Raw genomic sequence first — 22,637 nt, forward strand, 5'->3', positions numbered from 1 at the left:
TGCCTGGAGGGACAGTTCAGGACACGGGGCGCGAATCGGCCCAAGTCAGCTCGAATTCCTCACGATATGTCGGGAAAAGCCCGACTTCGCTCGCATCGTGCGACTTGACCAGCTTGTTGCCGTTGCGCAGCACCAGCACCGGCGATTCCATCCCCCGCGCACCACGCAGATAGGACTGGACCACGGCGATGCCGTCGGCGCCGTCGCCGTCCACCAGGTAGGCGGTGAAGCGGGGCGTCTCGTCGTACACCTGGATCTCGAAGGCTCCCGGGTCGCGCAGCCGGGAGCGCACCCGGCGCATGTGCAGGATGTTCATCTCGACCGAGCGGCTCAGCTCGCCCCGTTTCATGCCCAGTTCCCGCTCACGGCGCTTGACCGCGCTGGAGGCCGGGTTGAGGAACAGCAGCCGTACCCGGCAGCCGGACTCGGCCAGGCGCATCAGGCGGCGGCCGGAGAAGTTCTGCACCAGCAGGTTGAGGCCGATGCCGATGGCGTCGAGGCGCCGGGCACCGGCGAAGAGGTCCTCGGCCGGGAACTGGCGCATGAGCCGCACCCGGTCGGGGTGGACGGCGACCACGTCGGCGTACCGGTCGCCGACCAGGTCCTCGACCGCGTCGACGGGCAGCCGGCGCGCGGAGGGGACGTCACCGCCCGCGCCGAGCATCTCCAGGAGTCGCGCCGAGGCCCGCTCGGCCTGGCTGAGGACCGCCTCGGACAGGGCGCGGTTGCGGGAGACGACGTTGCGGGTCACCTCCAGCTCGTCCAGGGCCAGCTCGAGATCGCGTCGCTCGTCGAAGTACGGTTCGAAGCACGGCCAGTGCTGCACCATCAGCTCGCGCAGCTGGGGCAGTGTCAGGAAGCTGAGCACGTTGTCGTCGGCCGGGTCGAGCAAGTAGCCCTTGCGGCGGCTCACTTCGCGTACGGCGACCGCGCGCTGCACCCACTCCTGCCCGGCCGGGCCGGCCGCGGCGACCACCCAGTCGTCCCCGTGGACGGGTTCGTAGATGGGGCGCAGGACGGCGGCCACGACCGTGCGCAGCCGCTGCTCGACGAGGTTCAGCCAGATGTAGGCCCGGCCGGCCCGCTGGGCGCGGGTGCGCACCTCGCGCCAGGCGTCGGCGTCCCAGTCCAGCTCCGGCCCGATGGACCCCGCGTCCATCGGCCGGGCCAGGGACACCGCGCCGGGCGGGACGTCTGTGGAGTTCCCCTCGTGACCCTCGTCACCAGGGGGCAGCTCCAGCCCTCCCGAGCCCACCCGTGCACCGCCTTCCGCCCCCGGGGCCTTCACTGTCTCAACGATCAAGGAAGGGTACTCCGGGAGCGGTCGGCGGTGCAGCAGGATGGACAGGTCGGTTGTCCAACTGTTTTCCTCAACTCGGCCCGTGTCCGCGGCGGTTTCGCGTGGCCGGATCACGCGGAGTGAGCGGATTCATAGCGCCCGCGGTCCATGGGGTGCCGGCCGGTTCCCGCCGACGGTCCGTCAGGGCTGGTGAGCGGCGCCTCGGCAGGTGCCGGCTGGAGGCGGGGACCGCTCCCGGGGCCGGGGAGGTTTCGTCACTTTCGGGAGACTCGGTGGCCGAGGCGGCCCCGGGCGGGCGGCGCACCTGTCAGAGTCGTCTCCATGCAGGTCTGGCCTGGAGAGGCGTATCCGCTCGGCGCCACCTACGACGGCGCCGGAACCAACTTCGCGGTCTTCACGGAGGCCGCGGACCGAGTAGAGCTGTGTCTGCTGCACGACGACGGCTCGGAGACGGCGGTGGAACTGCGCGAGAGCGACGCGTTCGTGCGGCACGCGTACGTGCCGGGCGTGATGCCGGGGCAGCGCTACGGATTCCGGGTGCACGGTCCGTACGACCCCGCGCGCGGACTGCGCTGCAACTCCGCGAAGCTGCTGCTCGACCCGTACGCGAAGGCGGTCAGCGGCTCGGTCCGGTGGGGCGAGGAGGTGTACGGCTACCACTTCGGCGCCCCGGAACGGCGCAACGACCTGGACTCGGCGCCGCACACCATGACGTCGGTGGTGATCAACCCGTACTTCGACTGGGCCGACGACCGGCCGCCGCGCACCGAGTACCACCACACGGTCATCTACGAGGCCCACGTCAAGGGTCTCACCATGCGTCACCCGGAGCTGCCGGAGGAGCTGCGCGGCACGTACGCGGCGCTCGCGCACCCCGTCATCATCGAGCACCTGACCGAGCTGGGCGTCACGGCCCTGGAGCTGATGCCCGTCCACCAGTTCGTCAACGACCACCGGCTGGTCGACCTGGGCCTGAACAACTACTGGGGCTACAACACCATCGGCTTCTTCGCCCCGCACAACGCGTACGCCTCCTGGGGCGACCGCGGCCAGCAGGTCCTGGAGTTCAAGTCGGCGGTCCGGGCGCTGCACGAGGCCGGGATCGAGGTCATCCTGGACGTCGTCTACAACCACACGGCCGAGGGCAACCATCTGGGTCCGACGCTGTCCTTCAAGGGCATCGACAACCCGTCGTACTACCGGCTCGCCGATGATCCGCGCTACTACACGGACACGACGGGCACCGGGAACTCGCTGCTCATGCGGTCCCCGCACGTGCTCCAGCTGATCATGGACTCGCTGCGGTACTGGGTCACCGAGATGCACGTCGACGGTTTCCGCTTCGATCTCGCGGCCACCCTGGCCCGGCAGTTCCACGAGGTGGACCGGCTGTCGTCGTTCTTCGACCTGGTGCAGCAGGACCCGGTGGTCTCGCAGGTCAAGCTGATCGCCGAGCCGTGGGACGTGGGCGAGGGCGGCTACCAGGTGGGCAACTTCCCGCCGTTGTGGACGGAGTGGAACGGCAAGTACCGCGACACGGTACGGGACCTGTGGCGGGGCGAGCCGCGCACGCTCGCGGAGTTCGCCTCCCGGCTGACCGGCTCCTCCGACCTGTACCAGGACGACGGCCGCCGCCCGCTCGCCTCGATCAACTTCGTCACCTGCCACGACGGCTTCACCCTGCACGACCTCGTCTCGTACGACCACAAGCACAACCAGGCCAACGGCGAGAACAACCGGGACGGCGAGAGCCACAACCGGTCGTGGAACTGCGGGGCGGAGGGCGAGAGCGACGACCCGGACGTGCTCGCGCTGCGCGGCCGGCAGATGCGCAACTTCGTCGCCACGCTGATGCTGTCGCAGGGGGTGCCGATGATCAGCCACGGCGACGAGTTCGCCCGCACCCAGCGCGGCAACAACAACGCCTACTGCCAGGACAACGAGCTGGCGTGGGTGCAGTGGCCCGACGCCGCGAGCGAGGCGGGCGGCGAGCTGCTGGAGTTCACGCGCGCGATGGTGTGGCTGCGGCGGGACCACCCGGTGCTGCGGCGGCGGCGCTTCTTCCACGGGCGGCCGGTGGAGGGCACGCACGACGCGCTGTCCGACATCGCCTGGTTCACCCCGGAGGGCGGCGAGATGACCCAGCGGGACTGGGACTCCGCGCGGGCGTCCGCGCTGACGGTGTTCCTCAACGGCAACGCCATCTCCGAGCCCGGCCCGCGCGGGGAACGCGTCACGGACGACTCGTTCCTGCTGATGTTCAACGCCTCCCCCGGGCCGCTGGAGTTCCTGGTGCCGGTCGACCACGGCCGGCAGTGGCAGGTCGTGGTCGACACGGCCCACGCGGACGGGGTGCCGCCGGGAGGCGGGGCGAAGGTCGGCGCGGGCGACCGGATCACCCTGCCGGACCGCAGCCTGACGGTGCTCCAGCGGCCGGCCTAGTGCCCCGGCAGGCAACGTTTGCCCGTCAAGGAGCGGCGTCCGGTGCGTGCTCTCGGTGTGCCGGCCGGATGCCCTCGTACTGGACGTACTTGGGCTTCCGGGGCGATGCGGCGATTGGGGGCACCTCCCGGCCGAAGGCTGGGGGAGCGTGCCGGGCGTCGCGACGGGGCGAACGTTGCCTGTTGGGGCACTAGCCTCTGTCGCCCCGGGACGCCGTTCGGGCCGGATCGTCCGGCACGCGCGCGTGCGGGGCGTGTCCGGCCCGTGCGGCGTGCGTCGTCGTGCGGGCCGTCAGGGCGATGACGAAGGTGAGCGCGGCTGCCGTGCTCACCACCGCGAAGGCGGCGCGGGGGCCGTAGGACTCGGTGAGGCGGCCGGTCACGGCGACCGAGAGGGCCTGGCCGCCGACCAGGGCGCTGGTGGCGACCGCCATCGCCTCGGCGAGCCTGGTGGGCGGCACCGCGCGTTCGGTGAGCCCGAACACCGTGATCAGGTGCGGCGCGTAGGCGGTCCCGCGGCGGACAGCGAGTCGCTCGTCCGGGCGACGAGCAGCACGCTGCCGAACTGGACGGTCGCCGTCGGCAGCCGCCCCAGGAACGACACGCACGGCAGCAGCGGCCCGGTGAGCGCGATCACCTGGCGGTAGGTGTCCCGCGTGCGGTGCCGGTCCGGCTTCCCCGTTGTCCCCATCGCCCGAACGTAGGTACGCGCGCGTGAGTGCGTGCAGGGACCGATGACACGAAACCGGGCGGGCTGGGTACGTAGGATTCCATGACGTCTGCGCGACCCGGACCGGGGGTGCCCACGGCCACCTACCGGCTGCAGCTCCAGCCCGCGTTCCCGTTCGCCGCCGCCGCGGCGGCGGTGCCGTACCTGGCGTCGCTCGGCGTCTCGCACGTGCATCTGTCCCCCGTCCTCGAGGCCGTGCCCGGTTCCACACACGGCTACGACGTCGTGGACCACGCGCGCGTGCGCGAGGAACTGGGCGGCGAGGAGGGACTGCGGGCGCTGGCGCGCACCGCGCGGGAGCACGGTCTGGGCCTGGTGGCGGACATCGTGCCGAACCACATGGCGATGGCGCCCCGGCACAACCACGCCCTGTGGGAGGTGCTGCGCGAGGGGCCCGCCTCGCCGTACGCGCGCTGGTTCGACATCGACTGGGAGGCGCAGGGCGGGCGGGTGCTGCTGCCGGTGCTCGGCGGACCGGTCGGCGCGCAGCGCGAGCAGCTGGTGGCCGACGGCGACGTGCTGCGCTACCACGAGCACGCGTTCCCGCTCCGCGCGGGCACCGGGCAGCTGCCGCTGCCGGAGCTGCTGGACGCCCAGTGGTACCGCCTGGTGTGGTGGCGGCTGGCCCGCACCGAGCTGAACTACCGGCGTTTCTTCAGCATCTCGGAGCTGATCGGGGTGCGCGTGGAGGATCCGGCGGTGTTCGACGCCACCCATGCCAAGATCCTCCAGCTGCTGGCGGAGGGCGTGCTGGACGGGCTGCGGGTCGACCATCCCGACGGGCTCGCCGACCCCGACGGCTATCTCGCGCGGCTGCACGAGGCGAGCGGCGGGCGCTGGACGGTGGTGGAGAAGATCCTCGCCGACGGCGAGCGCCTGCCGCCGTCCTGGCCCGTCGCGGGCACCACCGGGTACGACGCCCTGCGCCAGGTCGACGGCCTGTTCACGGACGGGGCCGGTGCCGGTGAACTCCTCGCGGCCTACCGGCGGTTCGCGGCCCCGCAGACCGACCGGGGCGGGGACTGGACGGCCACGGTGCGCCGGGCCGCCTACAAGGTGCTCACGCACGAGCTGGCCGCCGAGACGGACCGGCTCACCCGGGTGGCCACCGGGCTGTGCGCGTCATCGCCGGACCTCGGGCTGCGGGACCGGGCACCCTGGGCGCTGCGCACCGCCCTGGTGGAGCTGCTGGTGCGGATGCGGGTGTACCGGCCGTACGCCTCCGGCGACGCCGCTGCCGTCGTCACCGAGGAGGCCGCGCGGGAGGCCCGGCACGCCTTCCTCGTGCCCGAGGAGGCCGGGGCGGTGGACGTCGTACGGCGGCTGCTGGTGGAGACGCCCGCGGCGGCGTCCGGCCCGGCGGCCGGGGAGTTGCGCGCCCGGTTCGCGCAGACCGCGTCGGCGCTGCGCGCCAAGTCGGTGGAGGACACGGCGTTCTACCGCTATGTGCCCTTGCTGTCGGCGGCCGAGGTGGGCGGCGATCCCGGGCGGCCGGGAGTGTCCCCGCAGGACTTCCACGCGTACTGCGCGCGCGTGCAGCGCGACTGGCCGGCCACCGGCACGGTCGTCTCCACGCACGACACCAAGCGCAGCGCCGACGTCCGCGCGGCGCTGGCCGTGCTGACCGAATGCCCCGCGCGGTGGACGAGGCTGCTCGCCGAGGTGACGCTGCCGGAGGAGGGCGTGCCGGACGGGCAGCTGGCGTGGGCGGCCTGGCAGACGGTGTTCGGGCTGGGGCCCGTCGGCGAGGAGCGGGTCCAGGAGGCGCTGCTGAAGCATGTGCGCGAGGCGGGCCTGTACACCAGCTGGACGGAGCAGGAGCCGCCGTACGAGGAGGCGGTGGCCGCGTTCGTCGCCGCCGGGCCGTGCGGGCCGTCCGGCGGGCGTGTGGCGGCGTTCCGCAAGGCGCTGGAGCCGCACGTCCGGGCCAACGTCCTCGGCACGGCACTGGTCCATCTGACGATGCCCGGGGTACCGGACGTGTACCAGGGCACGGAGGGCGAGTACCGGGCACTGGTGGACCCGGACAACCGGCGGCCGGTGGCGTTCCCGCCCGAGGCGCCCGGCGAGAAGGACGCTCTGACGGCGGCGGCGCTGCGGCTGCGCGCCCGGCGGCCCGCCGCCTTCGGTACGACGGCGACGTACACCCCGCTGCCCGCCGACGGTCCGGCGGCCGGGCACTGCGTGGCCTTCGCCCGCTCGGGCGAGGTGGTCACGGTGGTGACCCGGCTCTCCCTGCGCCTCGCGGAGGCGGGTGGCTGGCGCGAGACCCGGCTGGCGCTGCCGCCCGGCAGGTGGGTCGATGTGCTCACACCGGGACGGGAGTTCACCGGCCACGCGCGCGTGGCGGACCTTTTCGAGCGGCTGCCGGTGGCGTTGCTGGAGCGGCTGGGCGAGGAGTGAGAGGCACCCGTGCGGCTCAGCGGGGGTGTGGGGCGGGGTGCGCGGGGCCCGGGGCCGGCCAGGTGGTGCGCAGGAGGTCCACGAAGGCCTCGGCGGCACCGGTGGGCGGCACGCGCGCGTAGACGGCCAGCGGGCGTTTCCGAGGAAGCACTCGCCGTGCACGACGGGTTCGCCGGTGCTCGGCGTGCATCTGGTCGGCCCGCACGTGTCGGAGATGATCGCCGAGAGCCGGCTGATCGTCGGCTGGGACGCCGGGCCCGCGGACGTGGCCCGGCATGTGCACGCGCATCCGACGCTGTCGGAGGCGGTGGGCGAGGTGTTCCTGACGCTCGCGGGACGCGGCCTGCACCAGCAGTGAGCCCACGGCACACAGTGCCCGGCCCGCGTCCCGGCGACTGCGTCCGGGCGCCCCCGGGAGCCTCCCCCGCCGCATGCTTGACAGTTCACCCATCCCGTGCGGGACTGGGAGGGCGAAGCCGGGCGGACGAGTCGGGGGTGAGTTTCCTGCCGGAGCTGCGCTATCCCAGCGTTCCCGAACTGGTCGCCTCCGCACAGGCGTTGGCCGCTCAGGAACCTGGTCTGTGCGCGCTCAGGCAGGTGGGCGTCTCGCGCGCGGGAAGACCCCTGCATCTGCTGTCGGTGGGGCACGCCCGGCGGGCGGTGCTGGTCGTGGCCGGCGCGCACGCCAACGAACCGACGGGGGGCTCCACCCTGCGGATGCTGGCCGAACGCGTCCTGGCCGAGCGGGAGCTTCGGGCGGACACGTCCTGGCACTTCCTGCTGTGCGCCGATCCGGACGGCGCGAGTCTGCATGTGACCCCCGCGCCGCGCAGCCTGCTCGACTACCACCTCGGCTTCTACCGGCCGACGGGCGCGGAGCAGCCGGAGTGGTCACCGTCGGTGCTGCCGCCGGACCGGCTGCCGCCCGAGACACGGGCGCTGACCGGGGTGATCGACGAGCTGCGCCCGTACCTGCAGGTGACGCTGCACGGTACCGATCTGGGCGGCAGCTGGGTGCAGTTGACCAGGGACGTGCCGGGGCTCGCCGAGCCGTTCGCCAAGTCCGCGGCACAACTGCACATCCCGGTGGAGACGGGCGCCTCGGACGCCGCCGGCTGGCCGGCCGCCGGCCCCGGGGTGCATGTCATGCCCGGTCCGGAGACGGGCGTCGCCTACCCGAGCATGCCGGACGACGCCCGGCACAGCACGTGGTACCACGTGCACCGGTACGGCGGTCTGACGGCCGTCGTGGAGGTGCCGATGTGGGCCAGTGACCTGGTGGACGACCGGGCGCAGCACCCGGCGCCGGCGGCGGCGATGCGGCGCCTTGCGCGGCGGCTGACCGGGGACGCGCGGGAGGTGGAGCGGATACTGGCCGAGGCGCAGCCCCGGCTGGACGGCGTCGACGGACCGCTGCTGCGGGCCGCGCGCTGGGTGCTGGGGCTGATCCCGGGGCTGGCCGACGACTGGATCCACACCCCGCCGGCCGGCACGACGATGGCGTACGTCGGCAGCGTGGACGCCTTCGGGCGGCGGCTGCCGCTGCGCGCGGCGGCGATGCTGCTGCGGGTGCTGCGGGAGACCGACGACCGGGCGGCGCCGCGGCTGGAACAGCTCGTCGCCGACTGGTGCGACGCCTTCGCGGTGCGCTTCCGGGCCCGCTGGGTGCCGTTGGAGCACCAGGTGGAGCATCAGTCCCGGACGGTGCTGGTGGCGGCGCAGCAGGCCCGGGAGCGGGCCCGGTGAGCCGCACGGGTCCGCGCCGGAGCGCGCCGGGCCGCGCCGCCGCCCTCCGGTGGCCGCCCCGGTCAGGTGGGTCAGGTGTCCAGGGCGAACACCGCTCCCGTGCGCGCGTTCATGACGCAGGTGTTGGTGTAGGTCTGGCGGAAGTCGACCGGCCGGCCGTTCCACCGCCCGCGCGCGTGGGCGGTCACCGGGGCGTAGAGGGCGGGGCAGAAGATGCTCTTGGGCGGGATGCGGGAGATGTCCCCGTCGGCGGCGTCGAGTTCGGCACAGGCCTCGGCCGCCCGTGCGTGGCCCTGCGGCGGGTCGCACAGCAGCACGGTGCCCCGCGCGGCACCGGGCCCGGCATCGCCCTTGGTGAGGGTCAGGTGGAGCCAGTTGCCCAAATGGCGGTCGCGGGGTGCCGCGTGGGCCGGGCCCGCGGCGAGGAGCCCGGCGGCCGCCAGCACGGCTCCGGCCACCGCTGTCGCTCTGGTGAGGTACGTCATGCCCCCAGCATCGGCACACCGGCCCGCGCTTTGCAGTCCGGCGCGTCCGGCTCACCCGAACGGGACAGCACGCGCGCGCGGCAGAGCGCCTGTTCGAACACCGCCGGCCGCCCCGCCGCCCCCGTGCGCCGTCTCAGCTCACGGCGAGCCGGAACCCCATGCGGCCGAACGCGACCGAATCACCCTCGCGGACGACGACCGCGCCCGTCACCCGGCGGCCGTTGACAGTGGTGCCGTTGGTGGAGCCGAGGTCCCTGAGGATCCACATGCCGCCCTGGCGGGACAGCTCGGCGTGCACACGCGAGACGGTCTCGTGGTTCAGGCGCAGCCCGTTCGCGGGGTCGCGGCCTATGCGCAGCGGGTGGGTCTGCCCCGGATGCGGCAGCAGCAGCTTGGGCAGCCGCTCGGCCTGCCAGGCACGGCGCAGCCGTACGGTGAACCCGGAGACGGCCTCGACGGTGCCGAGGACCGCGCGGGACAGGCGCCTGTCGCGGGGCAGGTCGGCGACGAGGGCGGCCAGTTCGTCGGCGTGGCGGGCGGCGAGCGCCAGCTCCATACGGCGCACGAAGGTGTCGTGCGACAGCCGGCCCTTGGCGACGCCGTCGCGGAGCACCTGAAGCGCCTGGTCGCGCTCCGCGTCGGACAGCCGCGCGGGGTACGTGGAGAACTCGAAGGACGACGTCACGCAGGTGATTGTCGGTCAGTGAACCCCGGGTGTCCAGAAAACGGGACATCGCCGCTCACGCGCGCGTGGGTTCCGCGACACCCGCCGGGGAAGGCCGAATTCGAGAGCGTATTGATCGTCCGGACGGCACGATGGGGGGCCGCGGGACATCATCACGGTGAGCAGACGAAGGGGAACCGTCCGTGCAGTTCGAGGTGTGGGCACCGCAGGCAGACCGAGTGACACTCCATTGCGAGGGGGCCACGCGCGCGTTGGCGCGCGATCCCGACCGCGCGGGATGGTGGACGGGGGAGGCGGAGGCGGCCGACGGCGCCCGGTACGGGTTCGCGCTGGACGACGGTCCCGTACTGCCCGACCCCCGATCGCGCCGCCAGCCGGACGGACCGGACGGACCGAGCGCGGTCGTGGACCACGGGCGGTACGCGTGGCGGGCGCGTTGGCAGGGACGCGGGCTGCCGGGCGCCGTGCTCTACGAGCTGCACGTGGGGACGTACACCCCCGAGGGCACTTTGGACGCGGCCGCCGCACGTCTGGAGCACCTGGTCGAACTGGGCGTCACCCACGTGGAGTTGATGCCGCTGTGCCCCTTCCCGGGACGGCACGGCTGGGGGTACGAGGGGGTGTCGCTGTGGGCGGTGCACGAGCCGTACGGCGGCCCCGAGGCGCTGAAGCGCTTTGTCGACCGGTCGCACGAACTCGGTCTCGCAGTCGTCCTGGACGTCGTGCACAACCACTTGGGCCCGTCCGGCAATCACCTGCCCGCGTTCGGGCCGTACTTCACCGACGCGCACCACACGCCGTGGGGATCGGCGGTGAACCTGGACGCGCCGGGCTCGGACGAGGTGCGCGCGTTCCTCGTCGGCAGCGCGCTGGCGTGGCTGCGGGATTACCGGATCGACGGGCTGCGCCTGGACGCGGTGCACGCGCTGCACGACACGCGCGCGTACCCGTTCCTGGAGGAGCTGTCGGCGGCCGTGGACGCGCTCGCCGAGGAGCTGGGCCGGCCGCTGGCGCTGATCGCCGAGTCCGACCTGAACGACCCGCGGTACATCACCGCGCGCGCGGAGCACGGCCTCGGGCTGCACGCGCAGTGGAACGACGACTTCCACCATGCCCTGCACACCACGCTGACCGGTGAGACGCAGGGCTACTACGCGGACTTCGCGCGCGCCCCGTTCGCGGCGCTCGCCAAGACGCTGACCGGCGGCTACTTCCACGACGGGACGTACTCGAGTTTCCGCGGCCGGCACCACGGCCGCCCGCTGGACCGCGCGCGCGTGGCCGCGCACCGCCTGCTCGGCTACAGCCAGACCCATGACCAGGTCGGCAACCGCGCCCAGGGCGACCGGCTCTGCGCCCGCCTCTCCCCCGGTCTGCTGGCCTGCGCCGCGGCGCTCACGCTGGCCTCTCCGTTCACGCCGATGCTGTTCATGGGCGAGGAGTGGGCGGCGGGCACGCCCTGGCAGTTCTTCACCGACCACACCGATCCGGAGCTGGCCGAGGCGGTACGGCGGGGCAGGCGCCGGGAGTTCGCGGCGCACGGCTGGGCCGAGGAGGACGTACCGGACCCGCAGGACCCGGCGACGCGGGACCGCTCCGTACTGGACTGGTCGGAGCCGGAGCGCGAGCCTCACGCGCGCGTGCTGGCCTGGTACCGGCGGCTGATCGCGCTGCGCCGCGAGCAGCCGGACCTCACCGACCCCGACCTCGCCGACACGAAGGTGGCGTACGACGAGGAGGCCCGCTGGCTCGCCTTCCGGCGCGGCGACGTACGGGTGGCGCTGAACCTGGGCAAGGCCCCCGCGGCGATCCCCCTCGGCACCGGCCGGGTCGAGGTCCTCGCGGCCTGGGAACCGGTCGAGAGCCCGGGCCCGAACGGCCTGCTTCACCTGCCCGGCGAATCCTGCGTGGTACTGGTCCAGCCCTGAGCGGGCGAAGCGGGCGGGGTCCGGATCAGGACGCACCCTCTACAGCTCCGAGTCGTCCTCCTTGAGGTCCGTCACCCGTTCCAGCAGGATCGGCTCCCAGGCGCGGCGCAGCTGGGTGCGCAGGAGGGGCAGGGGACTGTCGCCGCGGCCGTCCAGGCGGTCGGTGAGGCGGATGACGGTGTCACAGCGGGCCAGCCACAGGCCGCGCAGGCAGGGGCGGGCGCCGTAGCCGGCCAGCGTGGCCGCGCGGACCGCGGCGCCGGAGCCGACCGCGGTGACGAGCCCGGCGATGTCCTCGGCGGGGTCGCCCACCGCCGCGTCCGTCCAGTCGAGGACGCCGCGCACCCTGCCGTCGGCGCTGACCACCAGATGTTCGCCCCTGAGGTCGTGGTGGACCAGCACAGCGGTGCCGGCCTGAGCGGCGAGTTGGGCCGCGCCGGGCGGGGTGAGCTGGTAAAGGCGCGTGGCGTCGAACTCGTCGACGGCGGCGAGGCGTTCGGCCGCGTGCACGGCCATGCGGCGCAGCGCCTCCAGGGAGCGCGGGGCGCTGCGCGGCACCCCGAGCGTCTCGGTCTGCCGCACCGGCACCGCGCGCAGCCCGGTGAGCAGCCCGGCCAGGTCGGCCTCGCCGACGGCCGAGACGTCGTGCTGCTCTGCGGTGCCGCCGGGGATCAGGGTGTCGAGCGTGCAGCTGAGGCCCGGTGCCCACTCGCCGTGCGCGACACTGACTGGGACGGCGACCGGGACGTGCGGCCGTACCAGGTCGCGCAGACGCAGTTCGCGGCGCTGGCGCACGGAGGAGTCACGGTCGGGGGCGAGCCGCAGCACATGGCGGGTGCCGACCCACCAGGTGAAGTGCCTCCCGCCCTCCGTGACGGGCCGGACGTCGGGTCCCGCGCCGCCGGCCGCACTCTCTTTGAGCAGCGAGCGGACCAGTCGGCGGACGGTGTCCGCGGTGGGTGTCGGTGCCTGGGTCATGGATCGCGCCGTAGCCGTTCGGGGAGGGGACGGGGGCGAGGAGGATCTCCCGGGGCCGGATCAGCCCACGACGACCATCTCGCGGGTCGTGTTGTTGAAACGACGGCCGCCCTCCTCGGTCACCGTGACGATGTCCTCGATGCGCACCCCGAAGCGGCCGGGCAGATAGATGCCGGGCTCCACCGAGAAGCACATCCCCGGCACGAGGGGCTGCTCCTCGCCCTCGATCATGTACGGCGGCTCGTGCGTGGTGACCCCGATGCCGTGCCCGGTGCGGTGGATGAAGTGCGCGCCGTACCCGGCATCGCTGATCACCGCGCGGGCGGCGCGGTCGACCTCCTGGCAGGCGACGCCCGGCCGTACGGCGGCGAAACCGGCTTCCTGGGCGGCGCGCACGATGTCGTGGACGCGGCGCTCCTCCTCGGTGGGCTCGCCCACGTGCACCGTGCGGGTGGTGTCGGAGCCGTAGCCGTCCTTCAGGCCGCCGAAGTCGAGGACGACCATGTCGCCGACCTGGATGACGCGGTCGCCGACCTCGTGGTGCGGGTTGGCGCCGTTGGGGCCGGAGCCGACGATCGTGAAGTCGACCTGAGAGTGGCCGAAGCGGCGCAGCAGGCCGGCGAGGTCGTGGCCGACGTCGGACTCGCGGCGGCCGGCGAAGGGAACCTTCCGGATCTCCTCGAACGTTGCGTCTGCAGCGGCTCCGGCCGCCGCGAGGAGTTCCAGTTCCGCCGCGTCCTTGACGGCGCGCAGCATGGGGAGGGCATCGGTGAGAGAGGCGTAGGAGGTGTCGGGCAGGGCCCGCTGAAGGCCCAGCAGGTGCATCGCCCAGGTGTTGTCGCTGATGCCGAACCGGCCGCGGCCGTCGAGGAGGGCGGCGGTGATGGCGTAGGGGTCCTTGCCGTCGGTCCAGTCGCGCAGGGTGAGCGTGGCCGCGCCGGCCGCGTGCTCGGCGTCCGGTGCCTCCAGGGTCGGTACGACGAGCACGGGGCCGTGCCCCGGGGTGAGGACCAGTACGGTGAGCCGTTCGGTGACGGCGGTGGGGGTGTAGCCGGTGAGCCAGACCATGTCCGGTCCCGGCGCCACGAGAAGCCCCGCGAGACCGGCGTCGGCCGCGGAGCGCGCGGCGCGCTCCATACGGGCCCGGTAGTCGGCGGCGGTGAAGAGCGGGGGCGTACTACCGGTCATCCGGTCCTCCGAGCGCGGGTGAGGGATGGGGCGATGGCTTCTTCTGCAGCATCCTGCCCGGCCGGCCAGGGCCGCGCGAGCCGGTCGCCGGTGCTCCCCGCGGGGCGCGGTCGCGGCGGACGGGGCTCGGCATGGGGCCATCATGGCGCGCGGTTCGGGCGGCGACCAGTGGGTTTCCCGGGGTGGGCGAGCCGGCGGTGGCCGTGATGGGTTGCCCGGGTGTCCGAGGCGGGCGGCCCGGCGTGGTCGAGTGGTGCGGGCTTGCCCCGGGTGCCGGTCAGGTCACCACTCCCGGTACCACCGTCAACTGCTGGAAGCCCCCGCTGCGGTGACGCACGGTGAGGAGCACCGCCTGGCCCGGCCGGGCTCGGGCGACGGCCCGGGCGAGTTCGGCGGCCGTGTCGACGCGCGCGGAGCCGAACTGGAGCAGGACGTCCCCGCGGACGAGTCCGGCCGCGTAACCGGGTCCGGGCACGTGCACGCCCACGACCAGCGCACCCACCTTCTCGGAGTCCACGGCCTCCACGCCCAGGGTCGCCCCGGGCGGTGCCGGAACCGGGCTCGGGGTGGCGACGGGGGCGCCCCTGGGCGAAGGGGCCGAGGACGGGACCTGGTGCCGTAGTTCGGCGAGCTTGCTCATGCCGATCACCGTGGCGCCGACCGTGCCGACACCAACGCCGGACAGCACCAGCAGGGTGCCGGTGCACAGGCAGAACAGCAGGGTCCGCAGCCCGCGTCCGCGCCGGCGCGCGGCATGCGGGCGGCGGGCGGGGCCGGGGCCCGGGCCGGCGCCCTCCCGCGGGTCCTGTCCGGGCATGGGCTTGGGACGCAACGCAGTCTGTTCCATGGTTCGCTCGCCTCCGGCTGGTGCTCTACCCGGGGCACCGGGCCGCGACGAGACACGAACGAGTGAGACTGGCCGGAGGCCGGCACGGGGTAGCCATGCGTCGCAGCCCTCTCAGCCCACGCACCCCCGCACCCCCGCACCCTGGCTCAGCCCATGTGTCCCTCGTGGCCGCCGTGTCCGGCGCCGTGGTCGAACTTCATGGCCTCGGCCGGCATGACCACGAAGGGCCGCATCATGCCCATGTCCTCGTGCTCCAGCAGGTGGCAGTGGTACATGAAGCGGCCGTACGCCCCGTCGAAGCGGCCCATGACCCGCAGCATCTGGCTGCCCGGAACCCGGAAGACGTCCTTGTTGCCCTGCTCGTTGGGTGCGAGCGGGATCGTCCGGCCGGCGTCGTGGCGCAGCGGTGTACGGGTGCCGCCGATGGCCGGGTCGAAGCCCGAGACGTCGTAGGCGTCCCGGCCGAGCAGCTGGAAGTCGGCCAGGTGGATGTGCATGGGGTGGACGATGGGCGCGAGGTTGAGGAAGCTCCACTGCTCGTAGCCGCCCTCGGCGATGGTGAAGCCGAGTGCGTCGTTGAACGTCCGAGAGGTGCGCCGGTACGTCTTCGTGCTGCCGTCCGGCCCGGTGACCTGCACGATGCCGTCGGCCGGGAGCTGGAGCCCGCTCGTGTCCTCGACCTCGGTCAGCTCCCAGATCTCCGGGTGGCCGCCCGCGCCCTTGGTGGCGGGCGGGGTGAGCAGGACCAGGCGGTGGCCGTGCGGGAGGTCGTGGGTCAGGCGGCGGAAGGAGCCCGAGAGCACCTCGGGCAGTTCGAAGGTGTCCTCCTCCTCGCACGACTCGCCGATCCGGAACTCCATCACCGCCGGGTAGCGCACGTTGCCGACCGGGTCGGGCACGCCCGCCGGCTGGTTCGGGCCCCTGTTCACCAGCCGCAGGGTACGGCCGGCCAGGGTGCGGAAGTCGACCAGCAGGTCGAAGCGCTCGGCCGGCGCGGCGGTCAGCGTCGGCAGGCCCCCCTCGAAGTCGATCGGCACCGGGCGGGGCAGCAGCCCGCCGTCGCTGCCGATCTGGTGGACGACGCCCGGCACCGGCTTGCCGTGCTCGTCGATCAGGACCAGCTCGAAGATGCGCGCGTTGGAGGCGTTGACCAGCCGGAAGCGGTACCAGGCGGGGTCCACCTCGGCGTACGGCCAGATGCGGCCGTTGACCGTGGTGTACGGGCCGGTGAAGGGAACGGAGACCGGCTTTCCGGTCTCCGGGTTGCTCTGCTGGACGATCACCGTCTTGTGCAGCAGCCGGCCGTTGACGCGGCCGTCCTCGTCCGTGTCGAGGTTGCGGTCGGCGAGCAGCAGGGGTACCTCCCGCTTTCCGGACGGCAGGTGGAGGGCGTCCTCCTCGTCGTCCCGCAGGAGGTAGGTGCCGTACAGGCCCGTCATCACGTTCCACCGGGTGATGTTCATGGCGTGGTCGTGGTACCACCACTGCACCGCCTGGTGGTCGTTGGGGTACTCCGACAGCTGGGCGTCGCCGTGGCCGACGGCGTTGTCCGCCCAGCCGTCGTTGCCGCCGCCGGTCTGGGCGCCGTGCAGATGGGTCACCGTCCAGGCGGGCAGGGCGGCGACGTCCTTGTCGGGCTCGACGCCCTCGCGGCCCGGCACGGTGCTGGGCGGCGGGGTGCCGGGCGGGCCGGCGGGCACCTCGACGGAGATGACCGGGTACTCGCTGTCCTTCGGTATGCGGTTGGTCCAGGCGATGCGGACGCGCTCGGCGCGCCGCACCTCGATGGTCGGGCCCGGCACATGTCCGTCGTAGCCCCACATCAGGGTCGGCGGCAGCTGCGGGTGGAGGCGCACCCAGGCCGGGCGCACGGCGATCTCGGTCTCGCGCAGGACGTCGTCCGCGGCGGGCCGCAGGACCGGCGGAACGGTCAACGGCGCGACGTACGGCGTCAGTTCACCCGGCTCCGGAGCCTGCTGCCGCATGGTCCCCCCGGCGAGCTTCTCCAACGCCTCGATGATCTCGGTCAAGTTCGAACACCCCCGTGTGTCCTTGACTCGTGTTGTTCCCCTTACCTCCCAAGACTCCACAGAGCGCGCAAAAGTTCCCTGAATGCCCTGTTCCGTACGCGAAGATTCCGCGACCGTCAGCCGAACGCCCAGGCCGCGGCCGGCATGGCCGTCGGCGGCGCCGGCAGCGTCGGTGCGGCGGGCGGGCGGCCGGGCAGGAAGCCGTGGGAGCGGCGGGCCAGGAACTCGGCCTTGTAGCGGTCGGCGCTGTGGTGCCAGTTCAGGATGCCGGCCAGCCAGTTCTTCAGGTCGAGGACGTAGGCGTCCATGGCGGCGCGGGCTTCGGCCGGCAACTCGAAGTCGTCGTACAGCACCGGCAGTTCGCTTGCGATGATGTGCTCGAACTGCCGCATCCGCTGGGTCGTCAGGTCGTGTACGACGCCGAGCGCGGCCGGGTAGTCCACGCCGAAGAAGTTCTGCACGACCAGGACGGCGTTGTGGATCTCGCCCTGGTACTCGATCTCCTTCTGGTACGAGAAGATGTCGTTGAGGAGGCAGGCGTAGTCCATGGCGGCGTTCTCGAGGGCCCTGACCGGGCCGCTGCGGTACACCTCGGGCGGGACCGCGGGGGCGTGCCTGCCGCGGCACAGGTTCAGGGTGAGGTCGCAGCCGAAGGTGGCGCGCCGCATCTCCAGGTAGTCGACCGGGTCGGGGATGCGGTTCTGGAGCTGGTTGGACAGCTCCCACAGCCAGCTCCCGGTCATCACGTCCACGCTGGCCTTGAGGGTCCGCCGCTGCTCGGCGTCCATCTGCGCGGTGGTGCGCTCCCACAGGTCGCTCAGCCCGCGCTCCATGGCGTTGCCCGGGACGATGGCGGGCTCACCCTCGAGGGGCATGCACTGCGACAGCCGGGCCGTGCTCAGCCGCGCGCCGGCCAGGTCGCGGCGGTGGCCGTGGAGCAGGGGGTAGTAGTCGTCGGCGTACGTCCCCCAGGCGAGCCACTGGGCAGTGCGGTCGAGTTGCCCGGGGGTGGCGTCCGGGGCCAGGCCGGCCGCGCAGAGCGCGAGGTCGCAGGCGGCGAGCCTGTCCTCGTCCCAGACGCCCTCCTCGAGGATGCCCATGCGGTGCGACCAGGCGAGGAGATTGCTCCGGGCGCCGTCCAGACAGGGGTTCAGGCTCAGGTCGTACGGCATGTGGAAGTCGGGCAGCACGGACGGGCCGACCTTCTGGTACGGCACGTGTGTGTAGGCGCGCAGGCGCTCCTGGGCGGCCGAGGCGAGCAGGGCGCCGACATCTGCCGCCGAGGTGCCGGGGCCGCTCGGGAGCTGCCAGGGCGAGCTGCTGCGCGCGCCCTTGTTCATGTAGCGGCTGGAGCGCAGGTGCCATTCATGGCCGCCGGACTGCCAGTCCTGAAGTCCCTTGGTGTAGGCGGCGACCGCGGCCACCTGGTCCGGGGTGAGGCCCCTGTCCAGGGCGAGGGCGGGGACCTCGGTGAGCGCGGTGTGCTCGAACTGGTGCAGGCGTGAGGTGAGGATGTCGTTGACGGTCTCGGCGGCCTGCTGGGTCGTACAGCCGAAGAACGTCTCCAGCACGAGCACGCCGTTGCTGTTCTCACCCTCGTCCTCGACCTCGCGCTGGTACGAGAACAGGTCGTTGCGCAGGTGGACAGCGTCGGCGAAGGTCTCCATGAGGACCCGCAGCGGCCGGGTGCCGGCGACGGCGGCGGGCACCTCGGCGTTCGCGTACTCCACGAGCCCGGCCGACCAGGGGGCACCGCCGACCTTGCGGCGCATCTCGATGTACTCGACGGGGTTGGCGATCCGCCCCTCGTTGATGTTCGACAGCTCCCACATCGACTCGTTGAGCAGGTGCTCGGTGGCGAGGGCGAACCGGCGGCGCCAGTCCACGGACATCGACGGCACCGTGCGCGCCCACAGGTCCTTCAGCCCGGCCTCGACCGGGTTCCGCGGCTCCGGTACCGAGGTGGCAAGGTCGAGCGGCATGAACAGCGGCAGGCGGTCCAGGTGGGCCTTGGCCGCGGCGCGGTCCTGGGTGCGCTTGTACATGTCCAGGAAGTGGTCGTCGAAGAAGAAGACCCACACGTACCAGTCGGTGATCAGTGAGAGCGCGGGGCCGTCGCAGTCGGGGTGGGTGTAGGAGCACAGGAGCCCGTAGTCGTGCGCCTCCAGGTCGGCCCGGTCCCAGATCCCGGAGCCTTCCAGCATGCCCATCTCGCGGGCCCACGCGGCCGAGTGGGCCCGCGCCTCCTCGAGGTGCGGGTTGAGCCGCGCGGGATACGGCATGTAGAAGTGCGGGAGTTCGAACGGCTGCGTCATGGCCGGGGCTCTACCCGGGGCCGCGGGCGCCCATCCGCCGTGCCGCAGATGATCACACCATCGCGTGAACCGCCCCCGAAACCATGATGCGGCGGCACCATCACGTCCCGCCTGTACGCCCCGGTCCGCACCCTTGCCGCGGCCTCGTGCGCGGGTCACGGTAGGCGCATGAGAGTTGGTGTGAGCGTCGGTGATCTGCCGCCGGTGCCCGATGTGTTCGACCCGCGCCGGTACGCCGTCGGGGTGCCCCACGACGACTACCGCGTGCTGCGCGACCACCACCCGGTCGCCTGGCAGGAGGAGCCGGGGGTGCTGGGCTGGCCGGCCGGGCCCGGGTTCTGGGCGGTGACGCGGCACGCGGACGTCGTACGCGTGCTCAAGGACGGGCGGGCGTACTCCTCATGCCTCGGAGCGACCCAGATCCGGGATCCCGATCCGGCGGATCTGCCGTTCATCCGCCGGATGATGCTCAATCAGGATCCGCCGGAACACGGGCGGTTGCGCCGGATCGTGAGCCGCGCGTTCACGCCCGGCCGGATCGAGCGGTTCGCGGCGGTCGCCCGGGAGCGGGCGCGCACGCTGCTCGCCGGGGCACTGCGGACGGCGCGGGAGGGAGACGGCACGGTCGATCTGGTGACCGCCGTGACCGACGAGTACGCGCTGCTGAACCTGGCGGACCTGCTGGGCGTGCCGGAGGGCGACCGCGGCCTGCTGCTGCACTGGACGCAGCGCGTCATCGGCTACCAGGACCCGGACGAGGCCGGTGCCGCGGTGCTGGACGAGGAGGGCAAGCCGGTCGATCCGCGCTCCCCGGCGATGCTGAAGGACATGTTCGACTACGCGCACCGCCTCGCGGCGCACAAACGGCGACACCCGGCCGACGACGTGCTGACCACGCTTGCGTGTGAGGCCGAACTGGCCCCGGGGGAGCTGGAGATGTTCTTCTTCCTGCTCACGATCGCGGGCAACGACACCGTGCGCAGCGCGGCCCCGGGCGGACTGCTGACGCTGGCCGAACACCCGGACGCCTACGAGACGTTGCGCGCGAGGAAGGCCGGACTGGACTTGGCGGTGGAGGAGTTGCTGCGCTGGCATCCGCCCGTGCTGACGTTCCGCCGGACCGCCGCACGGGACACCGAGCTGGCGGGCCGACGCGTCCGGGCCGGCGACAAGGTCGTCGTCTTCCACGCCTCGGCCAACCGGGACGAGCGCGCCTTCCCCGCCCCGGGCCGGCTCGATCTCGCCCGCTCCCCCAACCCGCACGTGTCCTTCGGGGACGGCCCGCACGTCTGCCTGGGCGCGCACTTCGCGCGGCTGCAGCTACGGCTCCTCCACGACGAGGTGCTGCGCACGCTCCCCGTGCTGCGGATCGCCGCGCCACCCGAACGCCTCGTGTCGAACTTCATCAACGGGATCAAGTCACTTCGAGTGCACGTCACTTGAGACCTGGATCAGCGCGTGCGTGCCGCTGGTGCGCCAGCGTTGCCCCTCCGCGGCGACGAGCGCGGACTCGGTCGCCGCGGACAGGCCGGTGACGACGTCGGACTTCAGGGTGCGCAGGGCGGCGACCAGGCCGGGGAAGTACCCGGTGGCCTCCGCGAAGGGGGTGGTCGGCGGCCACAGCCGGTCGCCCACCAGGCGACGGTAGTTGAGGTCTCCCTTGAAGACGGTCAGCGTGGCCTCGGCGAACTCGGCGCGCAGATCCGGCGGCATGTCCGCGTACGGCAGCGGGGCGCACGAGAAGGGGTGGGCGCGCAGGGTGAGGCGGCCGTCGGCCAGGGCCGACCAGAGCACGCGCCCGTACCCGGCGGCCGCGCCGGAGGCGGCGCGCAGCCGGTGCAGCGCGTCGACGACGTCGGCGGTCGTGGCGTCGGAGACGTAGTACGGGTGCGGCTTGACGTGCAGCACCGCCCGCGCGGCCCGGCCCTCGGCGAGGAGGTGGGCGATCAGCAGGAGATCCGGGACGAGTTCGCGGCCCGCGTTGTCGGCGACCAGGACCAGCGTGCCGGTCCCGGCGGTCGGCAGCAGCGACCACAGGGCCTCGCTGTCGTCGGCGACCAGCGCGGGGGCCGGGTCGCGCGGTTCGGCCCCTTCGGCGGAGAGCTGGAAGCCCAGGTCGGCTCGGTTGCCCCACAGCGAGCCGTGCAACAGGGCGCGTGCCCGTTCGTGCTCGGGCAGGTCGCGCAGTTCGTCCAGCGCGGCCAGTTCCTCGCCGGTCTGCGGGGCGTCCAGTTCGGCGCGCTTGAACGGGCGGAAGGGGTCGATGCCCTGCCAGGCGCCGGGGCCGAACCAGCCGACGGCATCGAGCAGTCGGCGGTAGAACCAGCTCTCGGACCACAGCCAGGGCACGTCGTACCAGGACCGCCCGGCATAGGCGGTCATCCCCCAGGCCTGCCACAGGTCCCGGTCCGGGGCGTCGGCGGGAAGCGGCTCGAGCGTCCCCTCGGTGCAGTTCTTCAGCAGCTCGTCCAGGGCCCGGTGCTGCTCGGGGCCGTACGGGAGGGCGCCTTGCACCTGGCGGACGATCGCGGGGTGCCGTTCGGCGAGCACGCTGTGCGGGAACGAGCCGGGTTCGTTGCCGAGGATCACGGGTGCGAACGGGGTGTCGGGCATGTCCGTCACGGTACCGCGCGGGTCAGGCGGTTCTGATCTCCCGCTCCAGCTGCGTGGCGAGGGTGACGTAGCGGGGGCGGCGGTGCACCGGGACCACGCCCCGGATCATCAGGTGCCACATCTCGGCGACCCGGCGCGGCAGCCGGGCCACCGGTTCGAGCGAGCGGCCGGCGACTCTGATGCCGACGTAGAAGGAGACGAGGGAGTGCGCTACGACGCCGACGTCGAGTTCGCTGTGCACATCGGCCTCCCTGACGGCCCCGTGGAACTTCCGGGTCGCGAATTCCAGCCACTCGGTGAACGGGTGCCTCAGCGGTGCCCGGACGGAGACGTCGGCGGTGGCCAGGCGGAGCGCGGCGCGCGGCACCGGGTCCTGCACGGCGAGCCGGGCGATCCCGAACGTGGTGCGCATCAGCGCCTCCAGCGACGAGTAGCCGCGGCACTCGACGTCGGCGACGAGCTTCTGCGCGGCCCTGGCGTTGAGTTCCAGGATGGCCTGGGCCAGGTCCTCCTTGGCGGCGAAGTGGAAGTACAGCGCACCTTTGGTGACCTTCGCATGTGCGACGATGTCGCTCAGGCTGGTGGACTCGTAGCCATGCCGGTCGAACAGGTCGGCGGCGGCCGTGATGATCGTCGCCCGGGTCTGCTCGGCGCGTAACTGCCTCGCCATGGTGGAAACTCTCCTCGCACTTAACGAACGGGACATGCGGTTTGTTTCTAACACCCTGCACACGATAACTCACCGAACGGCATCGAGAGCCGGGCGTGCAGGCCTGACGCGACGACACGTGTCACCCACGGCTCCGGCACCGGACAACCCTGCATTGACCCGTGATCAGGCGAGATCAGGGCAGATCCCCCCTTCCTGGCCCGAGCGCCGCCGGCAGCCGCGGGGCGACGGACGCCGCACCCATGATCGCCACGATACGAGGCCGACGACCGGCTCCT

At 72.9% G+C, this 22,637-nt stretch carries 17 protein-coding genes and 1 pseudogene; 6 read left to right on the top strand and 12 right to left on the bottom strand.

Translation table 11 applies throughout. The annotated features are described in order from the left end of the window. Positions 1-16 precede the first annotated feature (16 nt). Entirely contained in the window at positions 17-1,255 is a 1,239-nt protein-coding gene (locus A6P39_RS11350; RefSeq protein WP_079133834.1) for an SAV2148 family HEPN domain-containing protein, read from the bottom strand. Positions 1,256-1,621: 366 nt separating this feature from the next. Between A6P39_RS11350 and glgX the strand changes: the two genes are divergently transcribed. After that, entirely contained in the window at positions 1,622-3,742 is a 2,121-nt protein-coding gene (glgX, locus tag A6P39_RS11355; RefSeq protein ID WP_275883844.1) for a glycogen debranching protein GlgX, read from the top strand. A 190-nt stretch (positions 3,743-3,932) separates the two neighbouring features. On the opposite strand, the gene A6P39_RS11360 is transcribed toward glgX, so the two are convergent. Together A6P39_RS11360 and A6P39_RS11365 are read right to left on the bottom strand one after the other, a co-directional pair. Then, a complete protein-coding gene (locus A6P39_RS11360; protein ID WP_067047488.1) occupies positions 3,933-4,226 on the bottom strand; it encodes a hypothetical protein in 294 nt (97 codons plus the stop codon). A gap of 5 nt (positions 4,227-4,231) precedes the next feature. Next, the gene (locus A6P39_RS11365) at positions 4,232-4,432 is read right to left on the bottom strand and encodes a hypothetical protein (RefSeq protein WP_067047491.1); all 201 of its coding nucleotides are present in this window, start codon (positions 4,430-4,432) and stop codon (positions 4,232-4,234) included. An 81-nt stretch (positions 4,433-4,513) separates the two neighbouring features. Between A6P39_RS11365 and treY the strand changes: the two genes are divergently transcribed. The 3 genes and pseudogenes from treY to A6P39_RS11380 all read left to right on the top strand — a co-directional run bounded on the left by treY (position 4,514) and on the right by A6P39_RS11380 (position 8,620). Then, positions 4,514-6,874, top strand: a complete 2,361-nt coding sequence (gene treY, locus A6P39_RS11370; RefSeq protein ID WP_199840829.1) for a malto-oligosyltrehalose synthase — start codon at positions 4,514-4,516, stop codon at positions 6,872-6,874. Positions 6,875-7,040: 166 nt separating this feature from the next. Continuing rightward, positions 7,041-7,232 (top strand): annotated as a pseudogene (locus tag A6P39_RS11375) (dihydrolipoyl dehydrogenase); the annotation flags it as partial. A gap of 137 nt (positions 7,233-7,369) precedes the next feature. Then, positions 7,370-8,620 (top strand): M14 family zinc carboxypeptidase, encoded by a 1,251-nt coding sequence (locus tag A6P39_RS11380; RefSeq protein ID WP_067047499.1) that lies wholly within the window; start codon positions 7,370-7,372, stop codon positions 8,618-8,620. Positions 8,621-8,691: 71 nt separating this feature from the next. On the opposite strand, the gene A6P39_RS11385 is transcribed toward A6P39_RS11380, so the two are convergent. Both A6P39_RS11385 and A6P39_RS11390 read right to left on the bottom strand, forming a co-directional pair. After that, a complete protein-coding gene (locus A6P39_RS11385; RefSeq protein ID WP_067047502.1) occupies positions 8,692-9,105 on the bottom strand; it encodes an SSI family serine proteinase inhibitor in 414 nt (137 codons plus the stop codon). A gap of 133 nt (positions 9,106-9,238) precedes the next feature. Beyond that, the gene (locus A6P39_RS11390) at positions 9,239-9,790 is read right to left on the bottom strand and encodes a DUF1707 and FHA domain-containing protein (protein ID WP_067047504.1); all 552 of its coding nucleotides are present in this window, start codon (positions 9,788-9,790) and stop codon (positions 9,239-9,241) included. A gap of 182 nt (positions 9,791-9,972) precedes the next feature. Here A6P39_RS11390 and treZ point away from each other — a divergent pair, with 182 nt between their 5' ends. Next, the gene (gene treZ, locus A6P39_RS11395; RefSeq protein WP_067047508.1) at positions 9,973-11,718 is read left to right on the top strand and encodes a malto-oligosyltrehalose trehalohydrolase; all 1,746 of its coding nucleotides are present in this window, start codon (positions 9,973-9,975) and stop codon (positions 11,716-11,718) included. A 39-nt stretch (positions 11,719-11,757) separates the two neighbouring features. Here treZ and A6P39_RS11400 read toward each other — a convergent pair whose 3' ends face one another. The 5 genes from A6P39_RS11400 to cyc2 form a co-directional block, all read right to left on the bottom strand. Next, a complete protein-coding gene (locus A6P39_RS11400; protein WP_067047511.1) occupies positions 11,758-12,696 on the bottom strand; it encodes a phosphotransferase family protein in 939 nt (312 codons plus the stop codon). A 60-nt stretch (positions 12,697-12,756) separates the two neighbouring features. Next, positions 12,757-13,884 carry an aminopeptidase P family protein gene (locus A6P39_RS11405; RefSeq protein WP_067047514.1) on the bottom strand — a complete coding sequence of 376 codons (1,128 nt, stop codon included), beginning with the start codon at positions 13,882-13,884 and terminating at the stop codon, positions 12,757-12,759. A gap of 277 nt (positions 13,885-14,161) precedes the next feature. Continuing rightward, a complete protein-coding gene (locus tag A6P39_RS11410) occupies positions 14,162-14,731 on the bottom strand; it encodes a PDZ domain-containing protein (RefSeq protein WP_067047517.1) in 570 nt (189 codons plus the stop codon). A gap of 146 nt (positions 14,732-14,877) precedes the next feature. Next, positions 14,878-16,716 carry an O-aminophenol oxidase PhsA gene (phsA, locus tag A6P39_RS11415; protein ID WP_199840840.1) on the bottom strand — a complete coding sequence of 613 codons (1,839 nt, stop codon included), beginning with the start codon at positions 16,714-16,716 and terminating at the stop codon, positions 14,878-14,880. A 161-nt stretch (positions 16,717-16,877) separates the two neighbouring features. Further along, on the bottom strand, positions 16,878-19,076 hold the full coding sequence (gene cyc2, locus A6P39_RS11420; RefSeq protein ID WP_067047520.1) for a germacradienol/geosmin synthase Cyc2: 2,199 nt from the start codon (positions 19,074-19,076) through the stop codon (positions 16,878-16,880). Positions 19,077-19,244: 168 nt separating this feature from the next. On the opposite strand from cyc2, the gene A6P39_RS11425 reads away from it, so the two are divergent. Continuing rightward, positions 19,245-20,519, top strand: a complete 1,275-nt coding sequence (locus A6P39_RS11425; protein ID WP_067047523.1) for a cytochrome P450 — start codon at positions 19,245-19,247, stop codon at positions 20,517-20,519. Here the strand turns inward: A6P39_RS11425 and A6P39_RS11430 are convergent. Both A6P39_RS11430 and A6P39_RS11435 read right to left on the bottom strand, forming a co-directional pair. After that, complete coding sequence (locus tag A6P39_RS11430; RefSeq protein WP_067047966.1) at positions 20,496-21,689, bottom strand: damage-control phosphatase ARMT1 family protein; 1,194 nt, start codon at positions 21,687-21,689, stop codon at positions 20,496-20,498. The two genes, A6P39_RS11425 and A6P39_RS11430, sit on opposite strands and share 24 nt — an antisense overlap. A 22-nt stretch (positions 21,690-21,711) precedes the next feature. Then, positions 21,712-22,359 carry a ScbR family autoregulator-binding transcription factor gene (locus A6P39_RS11435; RefSeq protein ID WP_067047526.1) on the bottom strand — a complete coding sequence of 216 codons (648 nt, stop codon included), beginning with the start codon at positions 22,357-22,359 and terminating at the stop codon, positions 21,712-21,714. Positions 22,360-22,637: the final 278 nt, after the last annotated feature.

This window comes from Streptomyces sp. FXJ1.172, assembly GCF_001636945.3.
Taxonomy (GTDB): Bacteria; Actinomycetota; Actinomycetes; order Streptomycetales; family Streptomycetaceae; genus Streptomyces.

Excerpts from the sequence above, each read along its gene's own strand:
- glgX (WP_275883844.1), top strand. The coding sequence starts at position 1,622 with ATGCAGGTCTGGCCTGGAGAGGCGTATCCGCTCGGCGCCACCTACGAC.
- A6P39_RS11365 (WP_067047491.1), bottom strand. The coding sequence starts at position 4,432 with ATGGGGACAACGGGGAAGCCGGACCGGCACCGCACGCGGGACACCTAC.
- treY (WP_199840829.1), top strand. The coding sequence starts at position 4,514 with ATGACGTCTGCGCGACCCGGACCGGGGGTGCCCACGGCCACCTACCGG.
- A6P39_RS11385 (WP_067047502.1), bottom strand. The coding sequence starts at position 9,105 with ATGACGTACCTCACCAGAGCGACAGCGGTGGCCGGAGCCGTGCTGGCG.
- A6P39_RS11400 (WP_067047511.1), bottom strand. The coding sequence starts at position 12,696 with ATGACCCAGGCACCGACACCCACCGCGGACACCGTCCGCCGACTGGTC.
- A6P39_RS11405 (WP_067047514.1), bottom strand. The coding sequence starts at position 13,884 with ATGACCGGTAGTACGCCCCCGCTCTTCACCGCCGCCGACTACCGGGCC.
- A6P39_RS11410 (WP_067047517.1), bottom strand. The coding sequence starts at position 14,731 with ATGGAACAGACTGCGTTGCGTCCCAAGCCCATGCCCGGACAGGACCCG.
- phsA (WP_199840840.1), bottom strand. The coding sequence starts at position 16,716 with ATGCGGCAGCAGGCTCCGGAGCCGGGTGAACTGACGCCGTACGTCGCG.
- cyc2 (WP_067047520.1), bottom strand. The coding sequence starts at position 19,076 with ATGACGCAGCCGTTCGAACTCCCGCACTTCTACATGCCGTATCCCGCG.
- A6P39_RS11425 (WP_067047523.1), top strand. The coding sequence starts at position 19,245 with ATGAGAGTTGGTGTGAGCGTCGGTGATCTGCCGCCGGTGCCCGATGTG.
- A6P39_RS11430 (WP_067047966.1), bottom strand. The coding sequence starts at position 21,689 with ATGCCCGACACCCCGTTCGCACCCGTGATCCTCGGCAACGAACCCGGC.
- A6P39_RS11435 (WP_067047526.1), bottom strand. The coding sequence starts at position 22,359 with ATGGCGAGGCAGTTACGCGCCGAGCAGACCCGGGCGACGATCATCACG.